Source organism: Holdemania filiformis, from assembly GCF_003459085.1.
GTDB lineage: Bacteria > Bacillota_I > Bacilli_A > Erysipelotrichales > Erysipelotrichaceae > Holdemania > Holdemania filiformis.
On the sequence record NZ_QRUP01000002.1, the window covers coordinates 1 to 26,009 of the forward strand.

Annotated in this window: 26 protein-coding genes, 1 tRNA gene and 1 other annotated feature; of the genes, 15 read left to right on the forward strand and 12 right to left on the reverse strand. The window is 52.9% G+C overall.

Features of this window, described 5'->3' with window-relative positions; translation table 11 throughout:
* Positions 1–229 precede the first annotated feature (229 nt).
* From DWY25_RS02080 to cpaB, 3 genes are all read right to left on the reverse strand, one after another.
* On the reverse strand, positions 230–1,069 hold the full coding sequence (locus DWY25_RS02080) for a DegV family protein (protein WP_117893054.1): 840 nt from the start codon (positions 1,067–1,069) through the stop codon (positions 230–232).
* Between the two features lie 184 nt (positions 1,070–1,253).
* Positions 1,254–1,330: transfer RNA gene (locus DWY25_RS02085), tRNA-His, on the reverse strand.
* A 131-nt stretch (positions 1,331–1,461) separates the two neighbouring features.
* Positions 1,462–2,178 (reverse strand): Flp pilus assembly protein CpaB, encoded by a 717-nt coding sequence (cpaB, locus tag DWY25_RS02090; RefSeq protein ID WP_117893057.1) that lies wholly within the window; start codon positions 2,176–2,178, stop codon positions 1,462–1,464.
* 131 nt (positions 2,179–2,309) lie between these two features.
* On the opposite strand from cpaB, the gene DWY25_RS02095 reads away from it, so the two are divergent.
* From DWY25_RS02095 to DWY25_RS02120, 6 genes are all read left to right on the forward strand, one after another.
* Positions 2,310–2,627, forward strand: a complete 318-nt coding sequence (locus DWY25_RS02095) for a PadR family transcriptional regulator (RefSeq protein ID WP_117893060.1) — start codon at positions 2,310–2,312, stop codon at positions 2,625–2,627.
* Entirely contained in the window at positions 2,624–3,649 is a 1,026-nt protein-coding gene (locus tag DWY25_RS02100; protein ID WP_117893063.1) for a DUF4097 family beta strand repeat-containing protein, read from the forward strand. Before DWY25_RS02095 ends, DWY25_RS02100 begins: the two co-directional genes overlap by 4 nt.
* 141 nt (positions 3,650–3,790) lie before the next feature.
* Entirely contained in the window at positions 3,791–4,480 is a 690-nt protein-coding gene (locus DWY25_RS02105) for a M48 family metallopeptidase (RefSeq protein WP_117893066.1), read from the forward strand.
* Positions 4,481–4,562: 82 nt separating this feature from the next.
* Positions 4,563–5,258 (forward strand): response regulator transcription factor, encoded by a 696-nt coding sequence (locus DWY25_RS02110; protein ID WP_006058785.1) that lies wholly within the window; start codon positions 4,563–4,565, stop codon positions 5,256–5,258.
* A complete protein-coding gene (locus DWY25_RS02115; RefSeq protein WP_117893069.1) occupies positions 5,233–7,167 on the forward strand; it encodes a sensor histidine kinase in 1,935 nt (644 codons plus the stop codon). Before DWY25_RS02110 ends, DWY25_RS02115 begins: the two co-directional genes overlap by 26 nt.
* Positions 7,168–7,251: 84 nt before the next feature.
* Positions 7,252–7,755: a hypothetical protein gene (locus DWY25_RS02120; protein WP_006058787.1), complete on the forward strand. Its 504-nt coding sequence runs from the start codon at positions 7,252–7,254 to the stop codon at positions 7,753–7,755.
* A 69-nt stretch (positions 7,756–7,824) separates the two neighbouring features.
* On the opposite strand, the gene DWY25_RS02125 is transcribed toward DWY25_RS02120, so the two are convergent.
* The gene (locus DWY25_RS02125) at positions 7,825–8,319 is read right to left on the reverse strand and encodes a peptidoglycan-binding domain-containing protein (protein ID WP_039864222.1); all 495 of its coding nucleotides are present in this window, start codon (positions 8,317–8,319) and stop codon (positions 7,825–7,827) included.
* A gap of 138 nt (positions 8,320–8,457) precedes the next feature.
* Between DWY25_RS02125 and DWY25_RS17825 the strand changes: the two genes are divergently transcribed.
* Entirely contained in the window at positions 8,458–9,138 is a 681-nt protein-coding gene (locus DWY25_RS17825; RefSeq protein ID WP_220412908.1) for a peptidoglycan-binding domain-containing protein, read from the forward strand.
* Positions 9,139–9,247: 109 nt separating this feature from the next.
* Positions 9,248–10,393 carry a MalY/PatB family protein gene (locus DWY25_RS02135; protein WP_117893073.1) on the forward strand — a complete coding sequence of 382 codons (1,146 nt, stop codon included), beginning with the start codon at positions 9,248–9,250 and terminating at the stop codon, positions 10,391–10,393.
* Between the two features lie 98 nt (positions 10,394–10,491).
* Here DWY25_RS02135 and DWY25_RS02140 read toward each other — a convergent pair whose 3' ends face one another.
* Entirely contained in the window at positions 10,492–11,241 is a 750-nt protein-coding gene (locus tag DWY25_RS02140; RefSeq protein ID WP_039864224.1) for a sugar isomerase domain-containing protein, read from the reverse strand.
* Positions 11,242–11,839: 598 nt separating this feature from the next.
* On the opposite strand from DWY25_RS02140, the gene DWY25_RS02145 reads away from it, so the two are divergent.
* Both DWY25_RS02145 and fusA read left to right on the forward strand, forming a co-directional pair.
* Complete coding sequence (locus DWY25_RS02145) at positions 11,840–12,508, forward strand: ankyrin repeat domain-containing protein (protein WP_006058795.1); 669 nt, start codon at positions 11,840–11,842, stop codon at positions 12,506–12,508.
* Positions 12,509–12,519: 11 nt separating this feature from the next.
* Positions 12,520–14,592 carry an elongation factor G gene (gene fusA / locus DWY25_RS02150; protein ID WP_006058796.1) on the forward strand — a complete coding sequence of 691 codons (2,073 nt, stop codon included), beginning with the start codon at positions 12,520–12,522 and terminating at the stop codon, positions 14,590–14,592.
* A 180-nt stretch (positions 14,593–14,772) separates the two neighbouring features.
* Here the strand turns inward: fusA and DWY25_RS02155 are convergent, their stop codons facing one another.
* The 5 genes from DWY25_RS02155 to DWY25_RS02175 form a co-directional block, all read right to left on the reverse strand.
* On the reverse strand, positions 14,773–15,918 hold the full coding sequence (locus tag DWY25_RS02155; protein WP_117893077.1) for a S1C family serine protease: 1,146 nt from the start codon (positions 15,916–15,918) through the stop codon (positions 14,773–14,775).
* Between the two features lie 176 nt (positions 15,919–16,094).
* Positions 16,095–17,363 carry a glycosyltransferase family 2 protein gene (locus DWY25_RS02160; protein WP_117893080.1) on the reverse strand — a complete coding sequence of 423 codons (1,269 nt, stop codon included), beginning with the start codon at positions 17,361–17,363 and terminating at the stop codon, positions 16,095–16,097.
* Positions 17,364–17,622: 259 nt separating this feature from the next.
* Positions 17,623–18,045: a threonine/serine exporter family protein gene (locus tag DWY25_RS02165; protein ID WP_117893083.1), complete on the reverse strand. Its 423-nt coding sequence runs from the start codon at positions 18,043–18,045 to the stop codon at positions 17,623–17,625.
* Positions 18,039–18,809, reverse strand: coding sequence for a threonine/serine exporter family protein (locus DWY25_RS02170; protein WP_117893086.1), 771 nt, complete (start codon positions 18,807–18,809; stop codon positions 18,039–18,041). The genes DWY25_RS02165 and DWY25_RS02170 overlap by 7 nt, the downstream gene beginning before the upstream one ends.
* Positions 18,806–20,398, reverse strand: coding sequence for an NAD(P)/FAD-dependent oxidoreductase (locus DWY25_RS02175; RefSeq protein ID WP_117893089.1), 1,593 nt, complete (start codon positions 20,396–20,398; stop codon positions 18,806–18,808). The genes DWY25_RS02170 and DWY25_RS02175 overlap by 4 nt, the downstream gene beginning before the upstream one ends.
* 119 nt (positions 20,399–20,517) lie before the next feature.
* Between DWY25_RS02175 and DWY25_RS02180 the strand changes: the two genes are divergently transcribed.
* The 5 genes from DWY25_RS02180 (at position 20,518) to DWY25_RS02200 (ending at position 25,239) form a co-directional block, all read left to right on the forward strand.
* The gene (locus DWY25_RS02180) at positions 20,518–21,618 is read left to right on the forward strand and encodes a M20 metallopeptidase family protein (protein WP_117893092.1); all 1,101 of its coding nucleotides are present in this window, start codon (positions 20,518–20,520) and stop codon (positions 21,616–21,618) included.
* Between the two features lie 189 nt (positions 21,619–21,807).
* Positions 21,808–22,677, forward strand: coding sequence for an SDR family NAD(P)-dependent oxidoreductase (locus tag DWY25_RS02185; RefSeq protein WP_181981652.1), 870 nt, complete (start codon positions 21,808–21,810; stop codon positions 22,675–22,677).
* 89 nt (positions 22,678–22,766) lie between these two features.
* Positions 22,767–23,025 (forward strand) — a binding site (T-box leader).
* A 107-nt stretch (positions 23,026–23,132) separates the two neighbouring features.
* Entirely contained in the window at positions 23,133–23,930 is a 798-nt protein-coding gene (locus DWY25_RS02190) for an amino acid ABC transporter substrate-binding protein (RefSeq protein WP_039864225.1), read from the forward strand.
* 2 nt (positions 23,931–23,932) lie between these two features.
* Positions 23,933–24,565: an amino acid ABC transporter permease gene (locus DWY25_RS02195; RefSeq protein ID WP_117893097.1), complete on the forward strand. Its 633-nt coding sequence runs from the start codon at positions 23,933–23,935 to the stop codon at positions 24,563–24,565.
* 11 nt (positions 24,566–24,576) lie between these two features.
* Positions 24,577–25,239: an amino acid ABC transporter ATP-binding protein gene (locus tag DWY25_RS02200; RefSeq protein WP_006058807.1), complete on the forward strand. Its 663-nt coding sequence runs from the start codon at positions 24,577–24,579 to the stop codon at positions 25,237–25,239.
* Here the strand turns inward: DWY25_RS02200 and DWY25_RS02205 are convergent.
* Positions 25,224–25,784: a 4'-phosphopantetheinyl transferase family protein gene (locus DWY25_RS02205; RefSeq protein ID WP_117893100.1), complete on the reverse strand. Its 561-nt coding sequence runs from the start codon at positions 25,782–25,784 to the stop codon at positions 25,224–25,226. The two genes, DWY25_RS02200 and DWY25_RS02205, sit on opposite strands and share 16 nt — an antisense overlap.
* Positions 25,777–26,004 (reverse strand): acyl carrier protein, encoded by a 228-nt coding sequence (locus DWY25_RS02210; protein ID WP_117893103.1) that lies wholly within the window; start codon positions 26,002–26,004, stop codon positions 25,777–25,779. Before DWY25_RS02210 ends, DWY25_RS02205 begins: the two co-directional genes overlap by 8 nt.
* Positions 26,005–26,009 lie beyond the last annotated feature (5 nt).

Genomic DNA, 26,009 nt, shown 5'->3' on the forward strand with positions numbered 1-26,009 from the left:
TGGGAGGAGCTAAGCTAAGGAAGAATTGGCTTCCTTAGCTTCCTACCCGATTTTCTATTAGGAAAACGGATTGCGAAGAAATGAATAGGGTTATACGCCTAATGATATCCCCATCTCGGACATTTATGTCTTGTCAAGTGTTTGGGAGCGAATAGGCGGATTTTGGGAATGAATAGTCTTAGTAATGAAGCTTTTTATTATTGAAAATAAAAAATCGGATTGCTCCGATTTAGAATTTCAGTTTTTTAACCCGTCCATACCCTAAGGTTCGTGGTCCAGTATGGGCCATGATGATCGGTCCCATCGCGTGAATGGTGACAGGTTGACCGATTCGTTCTTCCATTTGACGTTTCAGATCTTCGGCTTCTTCTTTCATATCAGCTTCGACGATCATCCATTCATAGTCAGACGGATCGTTAACCTGGGCAATCGCGTCCAGTCCTACCTGATAAGCTTTTTTGACTGTGCGGACTTTGCCCAGTACGTCGATGCCGCCATGTTCTACCTTGAGGATCGGTACAATCTTTAAAAGATTACCTAATGCGGCAGCCGCTGCGGAAATCCGTCCTCCGCGCTTTAAGTATTCCAGTTTTTCCGGAATCAGCGCTGCCCAAAGATCAGCTTCTTCTTCGATTTTATTTTTGATTTCTTCACAGCTGTGTCCAGCCTGAATCTGGGCCTGTGCCCATTGACACAGCCAAGCCAGCGGATAACAGGCAAAGCGTGCGTCAACGACGGTTATCCGGCCGTCAAAAGCGGCGGATGCCGTTAAAGCCGACTGATAAGAGCCGCTTAATCCGGACGAAAGGGGAATGTAGAGAATTTCATCATATTCTTCTAATAGATCTTTCCACTGCTGGATCAACTTCCCTAAATGGGCTTGAGAGGTCTTAACAACAGCTCCTTGTTCCATTCGGCTTATAAACTCCGGCGTTTTAATTTCAGTTTCTTCAATGTATTCCTGACCGTCGATCATGAGTGGGAAACGCATGACGGCCAAATTCATTTGTTCTGCTTGTTGTGTATTAATATCGGCGGACGAATCCGTCATCACTGCTATTTTTGGCATTTGTTTTCACCTCGTGCTTTACAATTATACCATAAGACATTCTCAGACTGGGAAAGACTTTTCTAAGTTTTCCCGGTTCTTGGGGATTTATTAGACAAATCTTTAAAATTGCTTAATTTCCGGCTTTATCTGTCATTTTAAGAAAAAGGACACCTGAAACCAGATGTCCTGTGCGAACTATTAATGGGGCGATCGACGAGACTCGAACTCGCGAATGCTGGAGCCACAATCCAGAGTGTTAACCAACTTCACCACGACCGCCATCAGCGAATACTATTTTACCCTAGATGGCGGAATTTGTAAAGCATAAATTTGAAAAAAGGAAAGTTTCTCAACTGAAAAGTTAAGTTCCACTTCAGAAAGTGAAAAAAGAAAAGATTGTGAAAGAAAGTTTAGCGCTCATCCTTTAACCAGCGGAGTACTTCACTGTTCTCCATGAGCTGACATTCAGGCTCGGCATAACTGCTTGCGGTTAAATATAACTCGATTCTGCCTTTTTTCTCCGCAATGGACAAATAGGTAAGATAGATCTGATCAACGGCTAACAGTACTGTTGAAGGCAGCGTATCGTCCGCCTGTCCGATTCGTTCGCCGTTGCGGTTCTGCAGCTCCAAAACACGGACGCCCCGCAGCAGGCAGTCCATCATTTCCTGTCCCTCCGGCCATTTTCCGTAAACATAGAGGTCGACCTGCTGCCCGGGCTGCATCAGCTGACCGCTGATCTCGCTGATGGTTACGGTCAGCGGGAAGACAGCCTGATCTTTGTTCAACAACGTGACGCTGAAATCTGCCATGGCTTCCGGCGCATCAAGCATTTCCTGATAGAAAAAGGAACCGGCGGGAATCGTGCCTTCCAGCCGTGTCCACAAACCAACCAATTCCGCTTCCTCCCGCAGGATATCAGCTTGAAGATAGGCGGATGGAACATCAATCCATGTCAGGTCGTCAACGGTGATGAGATGGCGGGGCGGCAGTGTGGAAACGCTGATCGGAACGGAAACCAGGGACAGGCGTCGGGTCAGTTCCCGGCGGAATAAGAAAATGCCGCTGAAAATGAGGACAAGGACTGCGGTGAGGGCTGTGAGGGTGAAAACGATTTTTTTCTTCATAAATAAAATCCTCCTACTATAACTATTGCGGAAAATCGCAAATAACCCCCTAAAGTTTTTAAACTTTTAATAAATAGTATATTGCAATGTAGAATAGCTAGTGTTATTATCTTGCTAGAAGGAGGGATTGGATGAACGCTCAGTTTAAGAAAGGCGTGCTGGAAATGTGCGTGCTGTCGTTGTTAGCGCAGGGTGATAAATATGGCTATGAGCTGACCGAGGCCATCTCACAGAAAATGACCGTGGCGGCGGGAACGTTGTATTTGATCTTGAAACGGCTCAAGGATGACGGTGACGTAGAAACCTATCTGGTCGAATCCGCGGAAGGTCCGGCCCGCAAGTATTACCGGCTGACGGAAAAAGGCCGGTCCCACGAAGATCAGCTGACAGGCGAATGGCAGGAATTTGTACGGTTAGTGGATGAACTCATCCGGAAAGGAGAAGCATGAACAGAAAAGAATACATGGAACGGCTGCAGATGGATTTGGAGGCCGTTGACGAAATCACGGCGAAGGAAATTCTTCAGGATTTTACCGATCATTTTGATCAAGGTTTAAGCGAGGGCCGCAGTGAGGAGGAAATTAGCGAGGAGCTGGGCGATCCGGCTGAACTGATCAGCGAATTGAATACGCGGCCGCATCGTCAGGCACAGGCGGAAACTGAGACAGACAGCGAACTGTTATCCGCAGTTGCGATTGAAGCGGACAGCGCGGATATCACGGTCAGACAGGGAACCGGCAGCGAGGTGCTGGTGGATTTCTATGACAGCCGCAATCCTTTGCGGGTCCATAATTATCGTCTGGAAACCTTTCAGGACGGCGAGGTATACAGAATCCGCGTGCAGCGCTTGCAGAACAGCTGGCTGAGAGCCGGTGCCGGCGAACATCTGCGGCTGGACGTCACGCTGCCGTCAGCCAGTCTGGACGTTAAAATCGCCGGAATGAGCGGCGATATCCGACTGCCGGAAGCCGTGAACTGCGGCAAATTTGCGGCTCTAACGCAAAGCGGAGATCTTGAAATCCGCGCATTGAACGCGGAAGCTGTCCAGATCACATCAACCTCCGGCGATGTGCGCGCGGCGGTGCGCGGCGAATTGATTCAAGCTTCGACGGTCAGCGGCGATCTCGATGTATCCGGGGCGGAAGGCAAGCTTGGCAAGTTCCGGACCACCTCCGGTGATCTGGAGGTCCAGGGACGTTTCCAGGCAGTGCTGGCGGAAAGCAAAAGCGGGGATCTGGATCTGTCTGTTGAAATGGCGGAAAGTCTGAAACTGGATACCATCAGCGGCGATATCCATCTCAAATTACCGCACACAACCGGCTTTGTCTGCAGCTTCTCAACGATATCCGGCGATCTGCGTCAACATATCAGTCTGCCGCTGCAGCGCCAGGGACGGCAGCTGAGAGCCGGCGACGAACACGCACAGATTGCGGCCAAGACGATCAGCGGTGATTTTAAAATCAGCGATTAACAACGTTATCATCAAACATAATTCAGATGGCAGAGCGAATGGAAAAATAGAAATCAAATTCCAGGAAAACGGTGTCCCTCAGGGCACCGTTTCGCTGTTTCCGGTTTTATGCTATAATAAAAACTCAAAAGGAGTGCGGCGATGGAAAGCTTGAATATCAATGGAAAAACGCTGCGGCTGACGATTCAGCGCAAACCGATCCGAAATTTAATCCTGCGGCTGAAAAGTCCGGATGAACTGCTTGTCAGTGCGCCGTATGCCTGTTCGAATGCGGAAGTTCTGCGGTTTATTGAAACCAAGCGCAGCTGGATTGCCGCGCACGCTGAAAAGCTGGCCCGCCAGCAAACACGGCAGGCGGAAGCGGCGGCCGTCGGTAAAATTATGGTTTACGGCAAGCCGGTACAACTGCAGTGGGTGATCGGCAGGGGCAAAGCACGGCTGCTGCCTGACCGGCTAGTTCTCTATGGCCCGGATACGCAGCCGGAAACGAAGCAGCGCGCATTCGATCAGTTCGCCAAGAACAGCCTGGAAGCCGAGGTGGAACGTCTGCGTCCGCGCTGGGATCAGGTAGTCACGGATTATCATCTCGCTTTGCCTTCAATTCACTACCGGCGGATGACCAGCCGCTGGGGCAGCTGTATTCCGGCAAAATCAAAGATTACGCTGAACCTGAAGCTGGTCCATTATCCGCTGGCCTGCGTCGATTCAGTGCTGTGGCATGAATATGCGCATCTGATCGTACCGAACCATTCGCAGCGCTTTTATTCCGTCATCCTGCATCACATGCCGGACTACGAAGTGCGGAAAGCCCTGTTAAATGGGGATTTGTAAGAAAACTGTAAGGAAAAGAATGGAAACGCTTAAGATTTATTTGATAAGGTTATAAAATAAAGAAGCGGGGAGGATTGGGCTTATGGAAAACTATAAGATCTTAGTCGTGGACGACGATCATGAAATCGCCGACGCGATCGAAATTTATCTGAAAAGCGAAGGGTATGAAATATTTAAAGCCTATAACGGACTGGAAGCGTTGGAAATCCTGAATCAACAGAAGATCCACTGCATTCTGATGGACGTGATGATGCCGAAGATGGATGGGATTCAGGCAATCATGCATATCCGCGAAACCTCGAACATTCCGATCATCATCTTATCCGCTAAATCCGAGGACATGGATAAAGTGCTGGGTTTGAATATCGGAGCGGACGATTATATCACCAAGCCGTTTAATCCGCTGGAAATGATCGCCCGGGTCAAATCGCAGCTGCGCCGCTACATGCAGCTGGGCGCGACGGCGGAAACCGGGACGGTGATCGAGGTCGGCGGTCTGAGCATTGATCTGGAAGCCAAGACGGTGACGCTGGAAGGCGAGCCGGTCAAGGTGACGCCGATCGAATACCGTATTCTGGAGCTGTTTCTCACGAATTTGAACCGGGTGTTCTCGATCGACGAGATCTATGAGCGGGTATGGAATGAAACCAGTTTCCAGAGTGAAAACACAGTCGCGGTGCACATCCGGCGGATTCGGGAAAAAATTGAGATTGATCCGAAGAATCCACGGTATATAAAGGTGGTGTGGGGGATTGGATACAAGATCGAAAAAAACTAGCGGGTTTCTGGCGTTCCTGCTTTTTTTCGTGCTGATGACCGGGCTGTTGTTCACCTCGTCGCTGACGGTGGAGACGCTGTATTCCCCGCAGGGCAAGCAGGCGCTGTATCCGAAGACGATGATTCAGCAGAGCTTGCAGGATCTGGCGCAGCTGCTTTACGACGACCCGCCGCTGGCAATGGAGGTGCAGGAGGATCTGTATTACAATCTGCACTATGTCGTCGAGCAGCAGGATATTTATTTTAACAGCGACGATGATTTAAAGCTGACTTATGATCAGTTTATGCAGCAATACGGCGGCAAAGGGATGCTGACGCTGACCTGGCAGCAGGGCGAAACGCCGCAGATTACCTACCGCGGCGGTTATTTCCTGATCGATCAGAAGACGATCACCCGGGAAACTGCGGAGATGGCGGTCAGCCTGCTCAAGCTGTATTCGCAGGAGAAAGTGGAGCGGCTGGCGTTAGTGATCCCGGATCAGCTGGCCTACAACACGCCGATGTATTACAGCTACACCTATTTTCAGGAATCGATGAATAACCTTAAAATTTGTTTCTATTCTTCTTTATGTCTGTTTTTCATCACGCTGGCCTACGGCGTGTTCAAGCGGGGGCCGATCACAGCCTTTAATGAAGGTCTGGCGCAGTTTACCGCGAATTTCTGGATTGAGGTGAAGCTCGGTTTAGGCCTGGTGTTAACGATGATGCTGCTGTCGCTGTGGCTGCCGCTGCCTTTATCGATGACTGTGACGTTCTGGGAGCTGTACGTTCTGGTGAACGAGCTGCATTTCTACGGCTTGAAACCCTTCCATCATAATATTTTCAATTCCGCGATGAAAACTGTCCGGCTGATCAGCGGCTCGTATGGGTATCAGAAAAAGTGGCTGACGGAGTTTTTGCTTTTAGTGGTTTTTGAGGTCGTCTGCGCGTTTGTTTTATGGACGATGATGTTTTCTTCCTTTTTAGGCTTTCTGGGGATTCTGGTGTTTGTGCTGATCTTTGCGGCGGCCTTTCTCGTATTGTTTCTGTACATCCGCCGCATGATGATGTTCATGCAGGATTCGGCGACGCTGGCGCAGCAGGTCGAGAATATCCGCCGCGGCCGGCTTAACGAAAGCTTTGAATTGAGTGAAGGCAGTCCGCTGCAGCCGGTCAGCGACAATCTTGAAAAGATCCGCGAAGGCGTCAGTCATCAGGTGGAGGAGCAGCTCAAGAGCGAGAAGCTGAAAATTGAACTGATCACGAATGTATCGCATGATTTAAAGACGCCGATCACCTCGCTGATCAACTACTCCGATCTCTTGACGAAAGCGGAAATCCAGCCGGAATACGCGCGGGATTACGTGCGGATCATCACCCAGAAAAGCGTCCGGCTGAAGAATTTGATTCAGGATTTATTTGAGATTTCCAAAGCGGCCAGCGGCAATCTGCAGATGGATCTGCGCAAGCTGGAAATCAACGGACTCTTGATGCAGACGCTGGCGGAGCTGGATGAAAAGATCGAAGCCAGTTCATTGGAATTCAAGATTCAATATCTTGAAACACCGGGCTATATTCTGGCCGACGGCGGCCGTCTGTATAACGTTTTTGATAATCTGATTACCAACGCGATCAAGTATTCAATGGAGAATACCCGCGTCTACATCCAGATTGAACGGCTGGACGACCAGATCTGCATCAGCTTTAAAAACATCGCGAACTATGAACTGAAATTTGATCCCGGTTCCCTGACCGAGCGGTTTGTCCGCGGCGATGTCTCCCGTTCGACCGAAGGCTCCGGACTGGGGCTGGCCATTGCGGAAACATTCGTGACTTTGATGAAAGGCCAGATTGAGGTCAGCGCCGACGGCGATCTGTTTAAAATTGAAATCCGCTTTGCGGAGCTGCCGCAGGAGCCGGCGGAAATGTAAGTGCGATCGTTTTCCTGGATTCTGATCTGATAGAAAACCCCGAGACGGGGCAGACTAAGGACAGAATGAAAAGGAGGCTGTTTCATGAAGAAAATCATTCTGTGTGCCGGAATCTGCCTGGCGGTGCTGGCCGGCTGTTCCTGGAATAAGAAAAATCCGCAGCCCACGCCGACCACTTCGCCAAGTACGTCGCCATCCGCTTCGCCGACCATTGATCCGGCGATCACGGAAGCCAGCGATATCGTTGGAGAAACCACGACATTCGGAACGCCGATTGTGTCTGTGCAAATGAAAGACGGCCGGATCAGCTGGGTTTCGATCGACGAGATTACGGAAGAGACGACGAAGAAGACGCTGGGCGATCAGTATAAGCTGGGCGAACAGGCGATTGCCGGCTGGAGCGAGCAGATCAAGGCGCTGGAAGATTACATCGTCGCGCACGGCTTAGACGCGGTGGAAGTTGACGAAGAAGGCAAAGCGGCCAATGAAGATCTGCGGACACAGTGCACGATCACGATTCAGAACTATTTACAGACGGTAAAAAAAGCTGTCGGTCAGGCTGAACATCCGGAAAATCCGCAGAAATAACGCGGAACACAGTTAGAAACAGGAAAAACCGGGACTTTCCCATCAGGAAAATTCCGGTTTTTGCTTCTATTAGTCGATCAGCGCAATGATCTTATCCCAGGTCTTTTCGCCAATCTTGCCGTCCGGGGTCAGACTGTGCGCGTTTTGAAACGCGATGACCTTGGCTTCGGTTTTGGCGCCGAAAACTCCGTCGGCTGTAATCGGCGTTGACGGCAGTGTGAGCTTGTTCAGGTAGTTCTGCATTTTCTGGACTTCCAGTCCGGTGTCGCCGTATTCCAGCGGCGGCTGTTCCGTGCCGGGATCCGGATCGGGATCCGGTCCGGGGCCGGGGGCCGCCTTGTATTTTGCGATAATTTTATCCCAGGTTAAAGTCCCGATGATGCCGTCGGCGGTTAAACCGGTGTGTTTCTGGAAAATCATGACGGCGTTTTCCGTGGCGGATCCGAAGGAGCCGTCTTCTTTTAAAACAGGAAGGTCAGGGTAGGACGTGCGGAGCACGTTAAGATAATGCTGCATCTTCTTGACCGCTAAGCCAGTATACCCTCTGCGAATAACATAAGCCATATGAGTAAATCCTCCTTTCATTAACAGGGTATGACATGCCCGGAAGACCGCAAGGGAACGTGCCTAACGGGAGTTCATTTGGTTATTGGCCTTTTCCTGACCGGACGTGGTGCATACGGTATACTGGAGGTGAAAACCATGAGAATCTTGATTTACAACGATCAAACCGACAAAATGGAAACCTATTCGCTGCGCTGCTCGGATAACATGCCGTATACGGCCTGCTGCCGCTTCACGGTTGGTGAATTTATGCGTAATTCTCACAGCCGCACGATCGGCTGGTCGACACGCCGGTTTTTAAAGTCGACGGATGAGCTGATCCGCCGGTACGGCCAGAAACCACGCGTCAGCCGGGCGTTTCGGCGGGCGTGGGACGCGGAGGAGCCGATGATTTTAACGCACATGCTGGGGACCGCTGTCGATATGGGAAGAAATCTGTCGCTGCCAGGCTTGCAGCAGCTGGTAACGCTGGCTGAAGATCAGGAGCTGTTCGATGTGATTACCGATCTGGAACATACCCGGATTGAAGCCCATCTGCATCATCAGAATGAAGCGGCGAGCGATTTCGTGCCGTTTACGCAAATTCAGAAAGGAAATAAGAACACTGAGGTCTGCGTAGCGCAGGACGCCCTGTGGGCGCTGGGATATCCGATCACGAAGATCAGCGGCGTGTTTGATGCAGAACTGGATCAGGCGGTGCGGGCTTTTCAGCGGGATCACGGACTGGTGGCCGACGGCATCCTTGGAAAGCTGACCTGGGAGTCGCTGATGTCTCAGCTGCGTCCGATTCCGGGGATTGACGAAGAAACTGCGGCTTGAGGATGAAGCCGGGATAAATAAGGGAATGACCTGATTCAGGGTCATTTTCTTGCTGTGGAATCCCCTCTGAAAGGTGATATAATGGAAAAAACAGAGGGGAAGATCAGAAATGAATTTTGATGAACGCATCGAGCGCAGAAATACGCACTGCGTTAAGTACAGCCAGGCTAAAACTGCACAGCGGCCGGAGGACGCGCTGGTGATGACGCTGGCGGACATGGATCTGCCATGCTGCCCGGCAATCCAACAGGCGATCGTGGAGCGGGCGGCGCATCCGTTTTATGGTTATCAACAATTTGACGAGGTGCTGCCGGAGCGGGTATGCGCCTGGGCGAAGGCCCGCAGTATGGCGAATCTGGATCCGCGGACGATTCAGATTACACCGAGCGTCAATACCGCGATCGCGCTGTGCCTGCGGGCGCTGACGCAGCCGGGAGATGGAATTCTGATCCAGAATCCGTCTTACAGCCCGTTTCGCAAGGTGGCCGCGTTGAATCAGCGGCGCTGTGTGATCAACGAGCTGATTCAGAAGGGGGATCATTATGAACTGGACCTGGCTGACTTTGAAGCGAAGCTCAGCGAAGTCCGGATGTTTATTCTGTGTTCGCCGCACAATCCGACATCCAAGGTATTCAGCCCGCAGGAGCTGGAAGCGATGTTGTCGCTGTGCCGGAAACATCAGGTTCTTGTGATCGCCGACGAGATTCACGCCGACTGGGTCTATGGAACGATGACGGCGGCCAGTGCTCTGGATCCGGGAGTCATGACCATTTTATCGCCAAGCAAGACGTTTAATCTGCAGGGGATGCAATGCTCGTTTCTGTTTATTCCCGATCCTGCGCAGGCGCAGGCGATGAAACGGGAATGCGACGCGCTGGCCTATATGAACAATCAAACCTTCTCTCATGCGGCGGCGCTGGCGGCTTACAGTGAGGCAGGGGCGGCATGGCTGGCGGAAGCGAAGGCGTATGTACAGGAAAACGCGCGGGTTTTCAGCAGGCTGTTAAGCGCTGCGGGCGTGCCGTTAAAGCCGATGCGGCTGGAATCTACTTTCCTGTTGTGGGTGGATTGCCGCGGCTGCTGTAAAAACGACGCGGACGTCGTCGATCTGTTTGAAAATCGCTGTCATCTCTACGGCAGCACAGGTTCGCATTATCAAACAGACTTCCCGTTTATCCGTTTAAACATCGCGGTGCCCCGCAGCGTGATTGAGGAAGCTGCGGAAAGGCTGATCCGTGCGCTTTCCGTCCGCTGAATGAAACTGGATATTCGCTTTATCAAATAGAGAAAAACCGCCGGTCTGCGCGTGCAGCCGGCGGTTTAGTGTTTAAGAGACAACCTGCAGCCTTGCGATTAAAGGTTGCGGATGCGGTAGAAGTATTTATCGACGAGCTTGTCGTTATGGTCGGCGGCCGAAGCGTCCATGAAGGCGATGTGGCCGTTGAAGTAAACATCCGGATCGAGACCGCGCTGAACAAGCAGCTCCACGGTCTGGGTCAGCACAGCGTTTTGAAGATAGACTGCCGGGATGGTCGAGGTTGAGCCGATCTTCATCGGGAAGCCTTCAATCGGAACTGCCGCGTCGCCGATCAGCGAGCAGTTGTCCAAGACTATATCGCAGACGTCTTTTAACTTTTTGCCGCTCTTATGCTTGGTCGTCAGGTAATCGCTGTATTCGACCGCCGTAATCGCGATCGTTGGAATGCCTTTTTCTTTCGCCCGCAAAGCGGCGTCGACCGGCACGATATTGTTGCCGGAATTGGAAATAATGATCATGCAGTCGTTGGGCGTGACGCGGTGATAGTCGACAATGTGGCGGCCGACGTCATAGGTGTTTTCCATCAGATAACTCTTGGTGATATCAAAGGTACCGGTGACGCTCGGCTCCAGCAGTGCAGCATAGTTGGCGACGGTTGCCGCGCGCCAGAAAGCGTCCTCGATAACCAGATGGGAATGGCCCGCGCCCAATCCGTAGATCAGGCCGCCCCGTTGAGAGACGTCGGCGCACAGCGCGGCGGCTTTCATGATGTTTTCGCCCTGGCTGTCCATGACCTTGGCAATGATTTCGTTCATGACGTTGAAGTAATTTTTCCAGGCTTCCATAAGAATCTCCTTTTCCTCATTGATTTCATTGTAACAACTTCGATTGTAAAAAAGAAGTCTAAAACGGAATAAAAAAACAAAATGAAAGAATTTACAAAATGTAACAAATTGAAACTTAGTTTTCATGGAAAATCACGAAGAAAGGTCTTGAACAAAAAATGAAATCGGTTACAATAAAGCTATAAAGAACCAAGACCGGAATGGAGTGAAACATCATGGACCAGAAGAAAGGCTTAGTTTTTGTTGCCCCTCAAAATGGAGATGTTAGAGCTGAAGGTGTTTTCGGCGGGGTTCTTTTGGAAAAAATCAGTTGTTTTTAAGATGGATTTAGACTGTCCATCTTTTTTGTCTACAAAACGGTCGGTTGCGGAGAAATTCAGCGCCAAAACGATGTGGTCAGGCAAAGAAGAGAGGCGTCGGATCCGCTACGCCTGAATGAAGGAACCTGAAAAAGCCGGCGGCGGAAAGCATACAATACGGCGGCAGGGACCGGAGTTCAGGAATACTCTCCTGATGAGAATCAGCGGGGGGTTCCGGGTTTCGGAATGGTGCGCAGGAAGTTCAATGTTTGATGAATAAATAAAAGGAGGAATTCATTATGGATCAAACAAACAAAGAGTTCTGGGATGCGGCGGCAGCCGGCGATTTCGCGAAAGTCTGTGCCTGTGTTTCCAAAGGGGCAAACGTTAACGTTTCCAACGGCGACGGCCGGACCGCTTTGATGCGCAGCGCCAAGCGCGGTTATGAAGATATCGTTCGATTCCTGCTGGATAATGGGGCGAACGTCCGGGCCCGCGACGTCAACAATAAGACGGCGTTGATGGGGGCGGCGAAAAAAGGGCATCTGGGCATCGTAAAGATGTTGGTGGAAGCTGGATCCGACGTGAATTCACATGATGATAACGGCCGGACTTCCCTGATGCGGGCTTCGTTCTTAGGTCAGAGCGAGGTCGTCGAATATCTGGTGGACAACGGGGCCAATGTCAATGCCCGCGACAGTAAGGGCCGTACGGCGCTGATGGAAGCGGTTCTGGCGTGCAAAGTCGACGTGATTAAGTATTTGATCGAACATGGCGCAGACATCAACATGCAGGATAATGCGGGCTGCACCGCGTTGATGAGAGCGAGCTACGGCGGTTATGTCGATCTGGTTCTGTATCTGCTGGATCAGGGCGCGGATAAGAGCATCAAGGATTTCCAGGGCAATCTCGCGATTCATTATGTCCGCGAGCACTGCTTCGCTGAGCTGAAAGAGCATCTGAAGTAGGGGGAAGCGGTATGAGAGATTATTTAGCGAATGAAGTCCGCAACATCGTTCTGATGGGACACAGCGGCGCGGGCAAGTCCAGCGTCGTGGAAGCTGCATTATATTTTACCAAGGCGACTGATCGGCTGGGCAAAACAATCGACGGCACCAGCGTTATGGATAACGACGCCGAAGAAATTAAACGGGGATTGTCCGTCTATACCTCGATCGCACCGGTGGAATGGAAAGAATGCAAGATCAACTTTATCGATACGCCGGGTTATCTGGATTATGAGGGCGAAGCGCAGTGCGGCATCGCGGTCGGCGATAATGCGCTGATCGTTGTCGGCGCCAAGGACGGCGTGGAATCGGGCACGGAAAAAGCATGGAAAATTGTAACCCGCAAGAAATTGCCGACGATTTTCTTCATCAATAAGATCGACGAGGAAAATGCTTCGTTCGATCAGACCTACAACCAGCTGCGCGAACATTTCGGTAAGACGGTCATTCCGTTTGAGGTTCCGATTCAGCGCGACGGCAAGGTTGTGGGATCTGTAAACATCCTGCGTAAGAAAGCATGGTATTACGACGACCGGACAACGCCGAAAGACGTACCGGATGAGCTGAAAGATATCGTCGAGGAATATTACAGCCAGATTGCGGAAGCAATCGCAATGGCGGACGACGAGCTGATGGAAAAATTCTTCAGCGGCGAAAGCTTTGACGAGCATGAAGTCGCCAAGGGGCTGCGAATCGGTGTGCGCAACGGCGATATCCGGCCGGTTTATTGCGGCAGCGCCACGCAGGTCACGGGCATTGAACGACTGCTCGATCTGATCCGCGAATATTTCCCAAGCTATGCGGAAAAGGGCATGATCGAAGCGCTGGATCCGGACGGCATTCCAATTCTGATGGAAACCAACGAACAGGAAGCCTTTACGGCGCAGGTCTTCAAAACGATCATTGATCCGTTTGTCGGCAAGATTTCGTTGTTAAAGGTTATGACCGGCGTTATGAGCACAGACGCTCAGGTCTTGAATGTTCAGAAAGACAAGATTGAAAAACTGAATCAGATCTACATCGTGAAGGGCAAGCATCAGATTGCGGTCGGCAAGCTGTTTACCGGCGATATCGGCGCAGTGGTCAAGCTGCAGTTCACGGATACCAACGATACGCTGGCAACGCGCTCCAAACCAGTGACGTATGCCCCGATTGAATTCCCGAAGCCGATGCTGGGCGTCGCGATCTGGCCGAAGACCAAAGCGGACGAAGACAAGATGAGCATGGGCTTGCAGCGGATGTGCGAGGAAGATCCGTCGATTCGGCTGGACAAGAACAAAGAAACCAAGGAAACAGTGCTGTACGGCATGGGTGTGCAGCACATCGACGTCATTTTAAGCAAGCTGAAATCGAAATACAAGGTGGAAGTCGATACGACAGAACCGAAAGTCCAGTACCGTGAAACGATACGCGGAACGGTTACCGCAGAAGGCAAGCATAAAAAGCAGTCCGGCGGTGCGGGACAGTACGGCCATGTCTTCGTTAAATTTGAACCGTGCGACGGCGATGAGATGGTCTTTGCGGAGTCTGTCTTCGGCGGCGCGGTACCGAAGCAGTATTTCCCGGCGGTCGAAGCGGGGCTGCGTGAATGTATGGAAAAAGGCGTGCTGGCCGGATACAAGGTGGTCGGCGTGAAAGCGACGTTGACCGACGGATCCTACCATGAAGTGGATTCCAAGGAAATTGCGTTTAAAGCGGCGGCGCGGCTGGCTTATAAAGCGGGCATGCCGAAAGCCAAGCCGATTCTGCTGGAACCGATCGGCAAGGTTGAAGTTCTGATTCCGGAGGAATACACCGGCACGATCATCGGTGACTTCAACAAGCGCCGCGGAATTATCCTGGGCATGGATCTGGTCGATGAGAAAGAACAGAAGATCACTGCGGAAGTCCCGATGGCGGAAATGATGAAATATTCGACAGAACTGCGTTCGATGACGCAGGGCCGCGGATCGTTCGTCATTGAATTCGACCGGTACGAACCGGCGCCACAGCCGATTGCCGATAAGGTAATCAAAGCCGCGAGCGTTGCGAACGAAGAAGACTGAATCCGTAGAGAATGACAAGGGATCGGACAAGCTCCGGTCCTTTTTTGTGTCCGCAGCTTTGTTAACATGAACGGGATTAACGAAAACCGGTTTCTTCGCAGGACTTCTTGTGGGATGACAGGCTTTCCTCTGCTTTCTTTGCGCATCAAAAAAGCTGGTCAGCGGCCAGCTTTCTTAGCGTTATCCTTTTTTCTCCTGCAGGGTGATGGTCAGCTCAACGATCTTGCCGTCCCGTTTGACGGTGACTTCAAGCTGATCGCCGACCGAACTGTCGTTAAGAATCGTTGTGACGTCGGAAATCGCTTCAATCGCCGTTCCGTTTATCGAAACGAAGCAATCGCCCGGCTGCAGCCCGCCGGCGGCGGCACTGGAGTTTTCAACCACCGATTGAACGTAGACGCCCGGCGTTTTATATCCGTACTGAGCGGCCAGCTGCGGGCTTGTCAGATCCAGAGCGGTGACGCCTAACGAAACCCGTCCGCCGACATACCCCTGGGCGATCAGATCTTCAATGATCGGCTTCGCATCGTTGATCGGAATCGCAAAGCCCAAGCCCTCGACGTCTTCACCCGAGGATTTGGCGACGACGATGCCGACCAGCTCGCCGTCAGCGTTGAACAGGCCGCCGCCGGAGTTGCCCGGGTTGATGGCAGCGTTGGTCTGAAGCAGATTCCGGCGTTCGTTGTTCAGAATGATTTCCCGATCGAGGGCGCTGACGATGCCGTCGGTAACGGTGCCGCCCAGCTGACCTAGCGGATTGCCGACAGCCACGACCGGCTCGCCGACCGACAGGGAATCGGAATCTCCCAGAATCGCCGGGGTCAGCCCGGAAGCTTCAATCTTGATCACGCCGATATCCATTTTGGAATCGGTGGCGATCAGCTGGGCTTCGTAGGTTGTGCCGTCGTGCAGCGCAACCGTGATCGCCCGGGCATCCTGAATCACGTGATTGTTAGTGACGATGTAGCCGTCTTCGGAAATGATGACGCCGCTGCCGGCGCCCTCGGTGACAAACTGCCGCAGAAACAGGCTGTTGGTGACCGATTCGGTGCGGATCTCCACGACGCTGTTTTGCGTCAGCGCCGCGACGGAAGGGATATTGATCGAGGTGACAGGGATGTTTTCAAGATTCTGAGGCCGGCGTTCCACGCTTTGTACGACAACGCTGCCTTTCTGGCTCTTGGCGGCCAGCGTTCCGGCAGAAAAGCCGATCACGCCGGACAAGAATGCACAGGCAGCCAACCCGATGCGGAAGGTTCTTTTCATCGACCGCAGTTCTTTTTTGACCGCTGCGGTTTCGGAATCTGAGAATTCGTGATCGAACATTTTTATTTCCTTCTTTCTTATCGTCTTTATTATAGGAAGAATCCGTGAAGTTTGTGTGAAGAAATCGTAAACTTTCCTTGACGTAAGCCGACTTTTCGGGCGAAATGTCTAAAAAAGTAAGCGGCGGCGGTATTCGTGTTTGGAACACCGGCGCTGCGGGATAAAAAAATACGCGGTTAGTCGCGTATTTCCTGAATGGATTTGGCGATCGTATGCGTGATCGGACTCCATTCGATTTTCTTGAATAATGCTTCAATCGCGATGGGAACATAAGTGAAGATGAAGATCGGGAAGGTGAAGGTATACAGGATTTTCTTCCCGGCGCTGCAATGGATGTTATCCCATTCCGTGACGGTTGTCAGGATGCCGAAAGCATACAGGATCAGATAGTAATTCGTGACGGAAGCGATGATCGCACCCAGCGTTACGGATAAGACTTCCGGATCACGCTGGACGAATAATGTCCACAACAAGGCCAGCGAGTTGATCAGCACGCTGAACAGGGAAACGAACAGAGCCGGGGCAATCGTCATCGTCATGTCGTAGCTGCTGAAATCATGTTCCTTGAAAATCCGTTTGACCAGCGCCTGGCCATACTTGCCGAAAACCTGATAGAACCCCTTGGACCAGCGCAGCCGCTGCTTCCAGGATTGTTCAAACGTACATGGTTGTTCGTCATACAGCACCGCATCGCCGCAATAGCCGATCTTTAAACCGTGCAGGACGCTGTCCACAGAGAATTCGATATCTTCTGTTAATAAATGGTGCTTCCAGCCGTTGTTGGCTTTAACGATCTGATTGGAGATCATAAAGCCGGTACCGGAGATCGCGCAGCTGGAGCCGCACATCATCCGCGCCTGGTTCAGATATTTCGATTCCCGCAAAAACCACAAGGAATAACCCGCGGAAATCCAGTTGGAATCGTAATTCTTGGAGTTGCGGTAACTGGTGATGATCTCATAACCGGAATCAAAAACTTTGTTCATTTCCCGAATATAGTTCGGATCAAGCAGGTTATCGGCATCAAAGACGAAATAAGCTTCAAACCAGTCTTCCGGATATTCTTTCATGATGTGTTTGAAGGCGTAATCCAGCGCATAGCCCTTGCCGACTTTGAGCTGATTGAAGCGTTCATACACCACCGCGCCTTCCGCCTGGGCCAGCTCGGCTGTGTTGTCCGTGCAGTTATCCGCCACGACAAAGGCCGTGACTAAGCCGTCCGGATAATTCTGCGCCTTAATGCTCTGAAGCAGTTCGCGGATGACCGTCGCCTCATTGCGCGCGGCGATGATCACGCCGTAGCGGTGCATCTGCTTCGCTTCCGGGGTAGGTTTCTTTCTGCCGCACAAGACGACCCCGGCATAGATGATCTGATATAAATAGAGAAGCAGGAATAAAATAAATATTGTAAAATTGAATGCGTTTAAACTTTCTAGCATATTCATGGTCCTTTCTTCGGATTCTCACCCTGTAAAAAGCAGCACCGCCTGACGCGGATGCTGGATTCTATTTTAAACGGCTGAAGAAGAAATGCAATCTCTGTGAAGAAAAATTCACATTCGTCATGAAAGTTTTTGTTTGTTTTAAGAAAAATGTAAGAAACTTTCAGACTTCTTAAGAGATAAGCTCAGACCTTAGTATAGCTACAGAATGTCCTCAATTATACATAAAAAACCTGAAAAAATTCAGGTTTTGCATGAGATTTCATGATTTTTTCATCGAAAAGGTGAAAAAAGCACTGGTCAGCGCAATGCCCAGGGCCAGCGCGCCGGCACAGCCCAACGTGTGAATTCCCGTTTCCAAGGCGCTCATCGTATTACCCTGGATGATCGCCAGCATCGTATAGTACATGCCGCCGCCGGGAACTAAGGGAATCAGAGCACAGATCAGAAACGTTGTGACCGGAGTTTTCATACGCCGGGCAAGCAGCTCGCTGACCAGGCACAGCCCGCAGGCAGCCAGAAACATCGCCAGCACTTCGCCGCCGCGGATCTGCATCACCAGCTCATAAATCAGGCTGCCCAATGTTCCGGTGAACGCCGCGGCCCAGAGCTTTTGACCATGAATATTAAACAAGATGCCGAATCCGATTTCCGCCAGGAAGGCGCCGATCAGTTTGATTACCATAACGGATTACCTCCCAGCATCATCCACAGACTCATGACTAAGCCGGGACCGAGCGCTACGGCGATTGCGATCAAAACTGCTTCAACCCCGCGCGTCATGCCGGAGATCAGATCGCCGGACAGACTGTCGCGGATCGCGTTGGTGATCGCCAGACCGGGGACCAGCAGCATCAGACAGCCGATGATCAGTGCGTCTAAGGACGGCGCCAGACCGGTCTGGTTCAAGCCGATCGCCAACAGTGCGGTGAGGGCGGAGCACAGGCTGATCGCAAAGAAGGACGGGAACTGACGTTGTTCTAAAACCGAACTGCATCCTTCAATCAGGCCGCCGATGACCAGCGCGCAGCACAAGTCGGAAAACCGGCCGCCGAAGAACAAGGTGAATCCCCCTGCGCCCAGTGCCCCAGCTGCGATCCGGCGTGAAAGCGAGTAGGGACGAAGCCGGGCGATCGCGCGCAGCTGCGCTAGAAATTCGTCCAGCGACAGCGTTTTGCTTTGGCGGGAGAGCGTATTGATCCGGTCGATGCGGTCGATATCCAGACCGCGGGATTTGATCCGGACAATCTTACTGACAGAACGCCCGCCGGCGACGATCGTAACGAAGATCCCGGTCGGCAGTACGATGCTGCTGGCTTCCTGAGCGCCGTAATTCAGACAGATCCGGCAGATGGTGTCCTCGACGCGGTAAATCTCCGCGCCGCTTTCCAACAACAGCTGACCGGCGTAGGCCGCGCTTTGCAGCAGCTGATCAAAATCGTGGGTCATCGCCCGGTACCCGTGCTTTCCTGATCACGGAGAATCTGTTCGCCGACACGCAGGCCGTCGATCGCCGCCGACACGATCCCGCCGGCATACCCCGCACCTTCACCCGCCGGATACAGGCCAGGCGTGGTTAAGCTCTGAAAGGATTCATCCCGCAAAATCCGCACCGGCGAGGAAGAGCGGGTTTCCACACCCGTCATGAGTGCGTCGGTTTCGATAAATCCGGGGATTTTCTGATCAAAATAAAGCAGTGCTTCCGCTAACGCGCGGTTGATCGACGGGGAAAACAACGAATGCAGATCCGTCATCGTCACCCCGCGGCTGTAGCTGGGAATCACGGTTCCGTAATCGCAGGAAGGGCGGGCCGCCAGATAGTCCGCGATCCGCTGGCATGGTGCTTTGCCGCAGCGGTCGCCCAGGATCCAGGCCTGGTGTTCAAGCTCCTGCTGATACCGCATCCCATCCAACACCCCTTCGCCGAAGTCGCTGCGGCGCACCTGCACTAACAGGGCGCTGTTGGCGTTGGCCTGATCGCGGGCGTATTCACTCATCCCGTTGGTGACGATCGCTTCGTCCTCGCTGGCGCTGGCGACGACGGTGCCGCCCGGACACATGCAGAACGAGTAGACGCCGCGGCCTTCCTGCGTCTGGCAGGTCAGCCGGTATTCCGCGCTTTTTAACCGCGGGTGGCCGGCGGCTTCCTTATATTGATTCTGATCGATCAGTTTCTGCGGATGCTCGACGCGCACGCCGACCGCAAAATCCTTGGCTTCCATCGCGACGTTGGCTTCGTGCAGCATCGTGAACGTATCGCGCGCGCTGTGGCCGAGCGCCAGCACCAGCTGGCGGCAGGCGATCCGCTGATCTCCGGCCTGGATCGCACAGATTCCGTCGGCGTCGGTAAAAATCCCGGTCATCGGCGTGTTGAAGCGGACTTCGCCGCCCAGCCGCTGGATTTTCAGCCGGATATTTTTGACGATCTGCCGCAGCCGGTCGGTACCGATGTGAGGGTGCGCCTGATAGCCGATCTCCGGATCCGCCCCGGCTTCAATCAGCTCGTCGGTGACCTTGACAATCCGCACGTCCTTGACGCGCGTCGTCAGCTTGCCGTCGGAAAAAGTACCCGCGCCGCCTTCGCCGAACTGCACGTTGCTTTGCGGATTCAGCGGCCCGCCTTGCCAATAGGCTTCGACGTCCTTGACGCGCTGATCGACGTCCGCGCCGCGTTCCAGCACGATCGGACGCAGTCCCGCCTCGGCTAACAACAGCGCCGCAAACATGCCGCACGGGCCGAAGCCGACGACGACCGGCCGCTCTTTGCCATGAGTCAGAGGACGGGGCGGCTGGTAGATATATGGCTCAGCCGCGCTGACGTGAGGCAGCTTCTTTTTGAGAATCTGCGCTTCATCCGGCGTTTCGGCCAGGACGGTATAGACAAACCGCAGCGGTTTCTTGCGCGCGTCCAGCGATTCCTTCACGATTTTCCAGGATGTCAGACGACCCGGGCGCAGCCGCAGTTTTTTCATAATCAAAGGTTCCAGGCTCTGCGGATTTTCATCCAGCGAAAGCTGTAGATTGGATATTTGCAGCATGGTTGATCAACTCCTGTTCTTCATTATAACAAATCTTATGACGGTGTGCGCTCTTTGCTTGACGAATTTTTCAAGTTCGTTACAATGAAAGAGAGAGAATCACGAAAGGAGTCTTCCGTATGAATCAAGCGACACAATTTCGCCGGGATCTGCATCAGATTCCGGAAACCAGCTTCACTGAATTTAAAACCAAGGAGTATGTTGTTTCCGTTTTAAAAACATTGCATTGCGAGGTCATCGAGCTGTTGGAAACCGGCGCGGCCGCCTACTTTGACGCCGGCCGGCCTGTGACGCTGGCCTATCGCGCGGATATGGACGCGCTGCCAATCCAGGAAGAAACAGGGCTGGATTTCGCTTCGCGTCATCCGGGAAAGATGCACGCCTGCGGTCACGACGGCCACATGGCGATGCTGCTGGGGTTCGCCCAGGAGCTGGATCAGCTTGACCGCAGCGGTTGGAAAAACAACATCCTGTTAATCTTTCAGCCGTCGGAGGAAACCGTCGGCGGCGCCAAGCCGATCTGCGATACCGGAATTTTTGAAAAGTACAACGTCAAGGCGATCTTCGGCACGCATCTGTGGCCGTTTATTCCGGCCGGTTCCATCGCCAGCCGGCCGGACGAGATGATGGCGCATGCCAGCGAGGTCACGGTAACGGTCAAGGGCAAGAGCACTCACTGCGCCAAGCCGGACGAGGGCATCGACGCGCTGGCGATCGGCGCGGAGCTGTTATGCCGCCTGTACGCGATGGAAAAGAAAATCGCCCCGAATCAATACCGGATCTTAAAGTTCGGTAATTTCCACGCTGGCACCGTGCGCAACATTCTGCCGGAAACCGCTGTGCTGGAAGGCTCCTACCGGTCGTTTCAGGACGCCACGTTCGACTGGATGATCGATCAGACGAAGGCGATCATGCGCCAGCTGGAACAGGAAACCGGCTGTCAGATCGTGTTTGATTATACGGAAGGTTATCCGGCCGTGATCAACGACGCCCCGCTGTTTGCGAAGGCGCAGGCGCTTCTGCCGCAGCTGCAGGTGCTGGACAAGCCGGAAATGATCGCGGAGGATTTCGCGTTTTACCAGCGGAAAATCCCGGGCGTGTTCTTCTTCTTAGGCACAGGCACGGGCATCGCGCTGCATAACTGCCATTTTGATTTTGACGAACAGGTGCTGCAGGAAGGGATTAAAACCGACCTGGCGCTGATGAACATCGATCTGTAGACATAAGAACGCAGGAAGGCTGAGTTGCGACTCCGCCTTTTTTATTTGGCAAGAATTGAAATATTTTCTACTTTTTCAAAAGATCAGCGTAAAGGTTAAAAAAGGCAGCGGACTTTCCGGTTAAACAGTAAGAAGCAGCCATACTAAAGAGGAAGAATAATGAAAAATAAATCGGAAAAGAGGGGTGTCATGAAAAAAATTGCGGTGATCACCGGTGCGGACAGCGGGCTGGGCCGGGAATATACGCGTCTGATCGTGAAAGAATCGGACGTCGATGAAATCTGGGCGCTGGCCAAAACGCCGGCCCGGCTGCAGCGGCTGGTTCAGGATTTCGGTGACCGAATCGTTCCGGTTGAAATCGACCTGACGCAGCTGGATGCTTTGGCGGATTTTCACCGCCGTTTGAGTCTGGAAAAACCGGAGATCCGCTGGCTGATCAACAACGCGGGGATCGGCAAGTTCGGCCCGTTTGAAAAGCTGGAAGCTTTGGAAGCGGCGTGGATCGTCGATCTCAACTGCCGCGCGGTCGTGGAAATGACGTGGAACTGCCTGCCGTACATGTTGGCGGGCAGCCGGATCGTCAACACGGCTTCGCAAGCCGCCTTTCAGCCGCTGCCGTATTTTAACGTGTACGCGGCAAGCAAGGCGTTTATCGACCGGTTTTCTCTGGCGTTAGCGGTTGAGCTGAAGCCGCGGGGCATTGCGGTCACTTCCGTCTGTCCCTGCTGGATGAGAACGCCGTTTATCACAAAGGCACAGACCTCTGCGAAACCTGACGTTACGCGGCTGTTTCCGATCACGGATCCCTCTCCGGTCGCCTATCTGGCGCTCGCTGACAGTAAAAAAGGCCGGACCCGGTCGGTTTATGGAACACTGACCCGCTTGAGTATTCTGGGAGCGAAGCTGCTTCCAGTCGGAATTGTGATGGCGGTCTGGCTGATCCAGCAGGGGTTAAGCGGAATCCCGGCTTTTCCCGGGCGCAAATCTCAAAATCATGCCGATGGGGAACAGGCCAGCCGGCTGCCTGCCTTAACGTTGGACGACAAAGCAGCGGATTGAAATTCCTGAAAGAAGCAGAAAGAGTTTCAGAAAAATTTCAATTCCTGCTTGACAAGATCCCGCTTCGGATTTATCATACAGTCATTGATATAACAGCGATGAAAAGAAAAAGTAAACCTGAACCGCTCGTTCAGAGAGTTCCCGGTTGGTGCAAGGGAATATGAGAAACAGGTTGAACACATCTTGGAGCAATTCACCGAACGAGGAATCAAGTAGGCTGGATCGGAACCTGTACCCGTTATCGTACTAGAGTATAGAAGTTTTGTACTCGAAGAGGCTGAATTTCGTGAGGAATTCAGTGAATTAAGGTGGAACCACGAAGGGAAAAACGACCCTCTCGTCCTTAGCTATAGGACGAGAGGGTTTTTGTTTTAGCGGCGCGGGCTGAAACGCATCCTTTTCGGGATTCAATTTCATTTCATGCTATATCAAAAAAGAAAAAAGGAGAAATGAAAATGAAAATCGGAAAATTAGGCATGGGTTTGATCGGTTTGGCCCTGGTGGCCATGACGGGCTGTCAGAGCGCCGCCAAGCCGCAGGAAGACAGCTGGAGCGCACTGGAAGCGAAGGGTAAGCTGGTCGTCGGGATAGACGATACGTTTGCGCCGATGGGCTTCCGTGATGAAAACAACGAGCTTACCGGCTATGATATCGAAATGGCAAAGGCTGTTTCCGAAAAGCTGGGACTGGAATTTGAATTCCAGACGATCGACTGGTCGATGAAGGAATCCGAGCTGAACGCCGGTAACATCGACCTGATCTGGAACGGATATTCAATTACGGATACGCGCAGACAGCAGGTGGCGTTCTCCGAGCCGTATCTGGAAAACCGCCAGCTGATCATCACACTGGCCGATTCGGCAGTCAGCACAAAAGCGGATCTGGCAGGGAAAACGATTGCGGTTCAGAAAGAATCGAGCGCCTTGGAAGCGGTCAGCGCCGATACCGCGTTGACTTCCACTTTAAAAAACGGCGCGCCGGAGGAATTCGATACGAATATCGACTGCTTTATGGATCTGGAAGCCGGCCGTTCGCAGGCAATCGTCGTCGACGAGGTGTTGGCGCGGTATGTGATGAAACAGCGCGGTCAGGAGAAATATAAGGTGCTGGATGAGAACTTTGGAACGGAACAATACGCGGTCGGCATGCGCAAGCAGGATACGACGCTGCTGGAAAAAATCAACGAAGCGATGAAAGCGTGCAATGAAGACGGCACGACGGCGGCGCTGAACGCTAAGTGGTTCGGGGAATAGGCATGCTGAGACAGATCCTGCCGTCCTTATTGGCCGGGGCCGGGGTCACGCTGCAGGTGTTCTTCCTGACGCTGATGCTGTCGTTGCCGCTGGCCTGTCTGCTTCAGGCGCTTCAACAGTTTTCCGGCCGCGCCTTAAAACCCTTGTTTCGCGGCTACATCACGCTGATGCGGGGAACGCCGCTGTTATTGCAGCTGATGTTCATTTTCTTCGGCATGCCGTATCTCGGTCTGACGCTGAGCCGGGAAATGTCGATCTATATCGCGTTTACCCTGAATTATACCGCTTATTTTATCGAGATCCTGCGCGGAGCGTTAAGCGCGGTTGATCCCGGCCAGGCGGAAGCCGGCAAGATGCTCGGTTTCTCCCGCCGGTATATCTACTTCCGGATTCAGCTGCCGCAGGCGCTGCGCACGGCGATGCCTTCGATTGGCAACGAAGTTCTGAATTTGGTCAAGGACACGTCGCTGATCTATGTGCTGGGGGCCTCCGAGCTGCTGAAAGCCGGCCGTTCCGCGGTCAACACCTACGCGACGGCGCTGCCGTTTGTTTTCGTCGGGATTCTCTATTTGGCGATGTGCGGCGGATTCAGCTGGATTCTGGGCCGCATTGAGAAACGCATCAGTTATTATTAGGAGGGCAACTCATGAGCTGCATTGCAGAAAATTGCGCTAAGACCTTCGGCGCGGCGCCGGTCTTTGAAAAGGTGTCGCTGCGCGTGGATCCGGGCGAAATCGTGTGCCTGATGGGCCCTTCCGGGGCTGGGAAAACCACGCTGCTGCGCTGTCTGTGCGGACTGGAGCTGCCGGAGAAAGGCACGATTTCCCTTTCCGGCACGGTGCTGTGTCAGGATGGCCGCTGGCAGTCGCCGGTCCAATACCGGCAGAAGATCGGACTGGTGTTTCAGAACTGGAACCTGTTTCCGCACTGGACCGTCTTACAGAACTTGATCAAAGCGCCGGTTCATCAGAAACGGATGAGTGCGGCGGAAGCTGAAAAAAAAGCCCGCAGGCTTTTGGAACAGCTGAATTTAGCGGAGAAGGCCGACGCCTATCCCAACGCGCTTTCCGGCGGACAGAAGCAGCGGGCCGCGATTGCGCGGGCCTGTATGCTGGCGCCGGAAATCCTGTGCTTCGATGAACCGACCAGCGCGCTGGACGAACAATCGGCACTGGAAGTAACCCGCATCATCCAGTCGCTGGCTAACCAGGACGGCCTGGGGATTCTGGTCGTGACGCATGACGAACAATTCGCGCGCCGCACCGGGACACGTTTAGTCCGGCTCAGCGAGCTTCAATCCAATTCATGATCGTGAATCGCATCCATCAGGGAAGCGCTCAGGCACATCGTGCCGGGCGTTCCTTTTTTTGTGGCAAACGGAATCAGCCGGTAGTCCGGCGTCTCGGACAGCCGGCCGGTTTCGTCGACCACGCTGAAGCGGGAAAAGTCTTCCCCGATACCGGTTCCCGACCATTTGACGACGCTTTCCTTTGCCGTCCAGATCTGGAAGAAGGCTTGTGGATGCTGCATCAGCCAGGCTTGTTCCAGCGGGTGGAAGAAACGTCTTGCGATGGCTTCCTGACGGCAGCCGCGAATCTGTTCGATGTCGATGCCGACCGGAGCGCTGGCGATCAGACACACCCATTCCGACTGGCAGTGAGAAAGGCTGAAATGCAGCGCCGGCAGATCGGCGAAGAACGGTTTGCCATGAATATTGACGCTTTTCTGAACCGGGACAAACGGCAGAAGCTGCTGCTCCGTCAGCCAGGCCAACGCCTGGTTTAAGCGCTGCGCGCTGTTGCTTCCGCTTAAGTCAGCGCTGAAGCGCCACAGTCCGGGAAACCCTTCAGTCATGCGCGCCCAGGCGGGTCAGCGTCGTCAGGATATCCTTGACGTTGCGGATCTTGCGGATTTCGCGGACATTGATCTCGACGTCGAAGGTTTCCTCCAGCGCAGCGATGATATTGACGATATCGAAGGAATTCAGCTGTAAATCGCGGACCAGATCGGTCTGGGCGCTGACGCCCGGCTGGCCGGTTTCCGCGATGATGATCGCGATGATTTTCTCAAGCATGGACG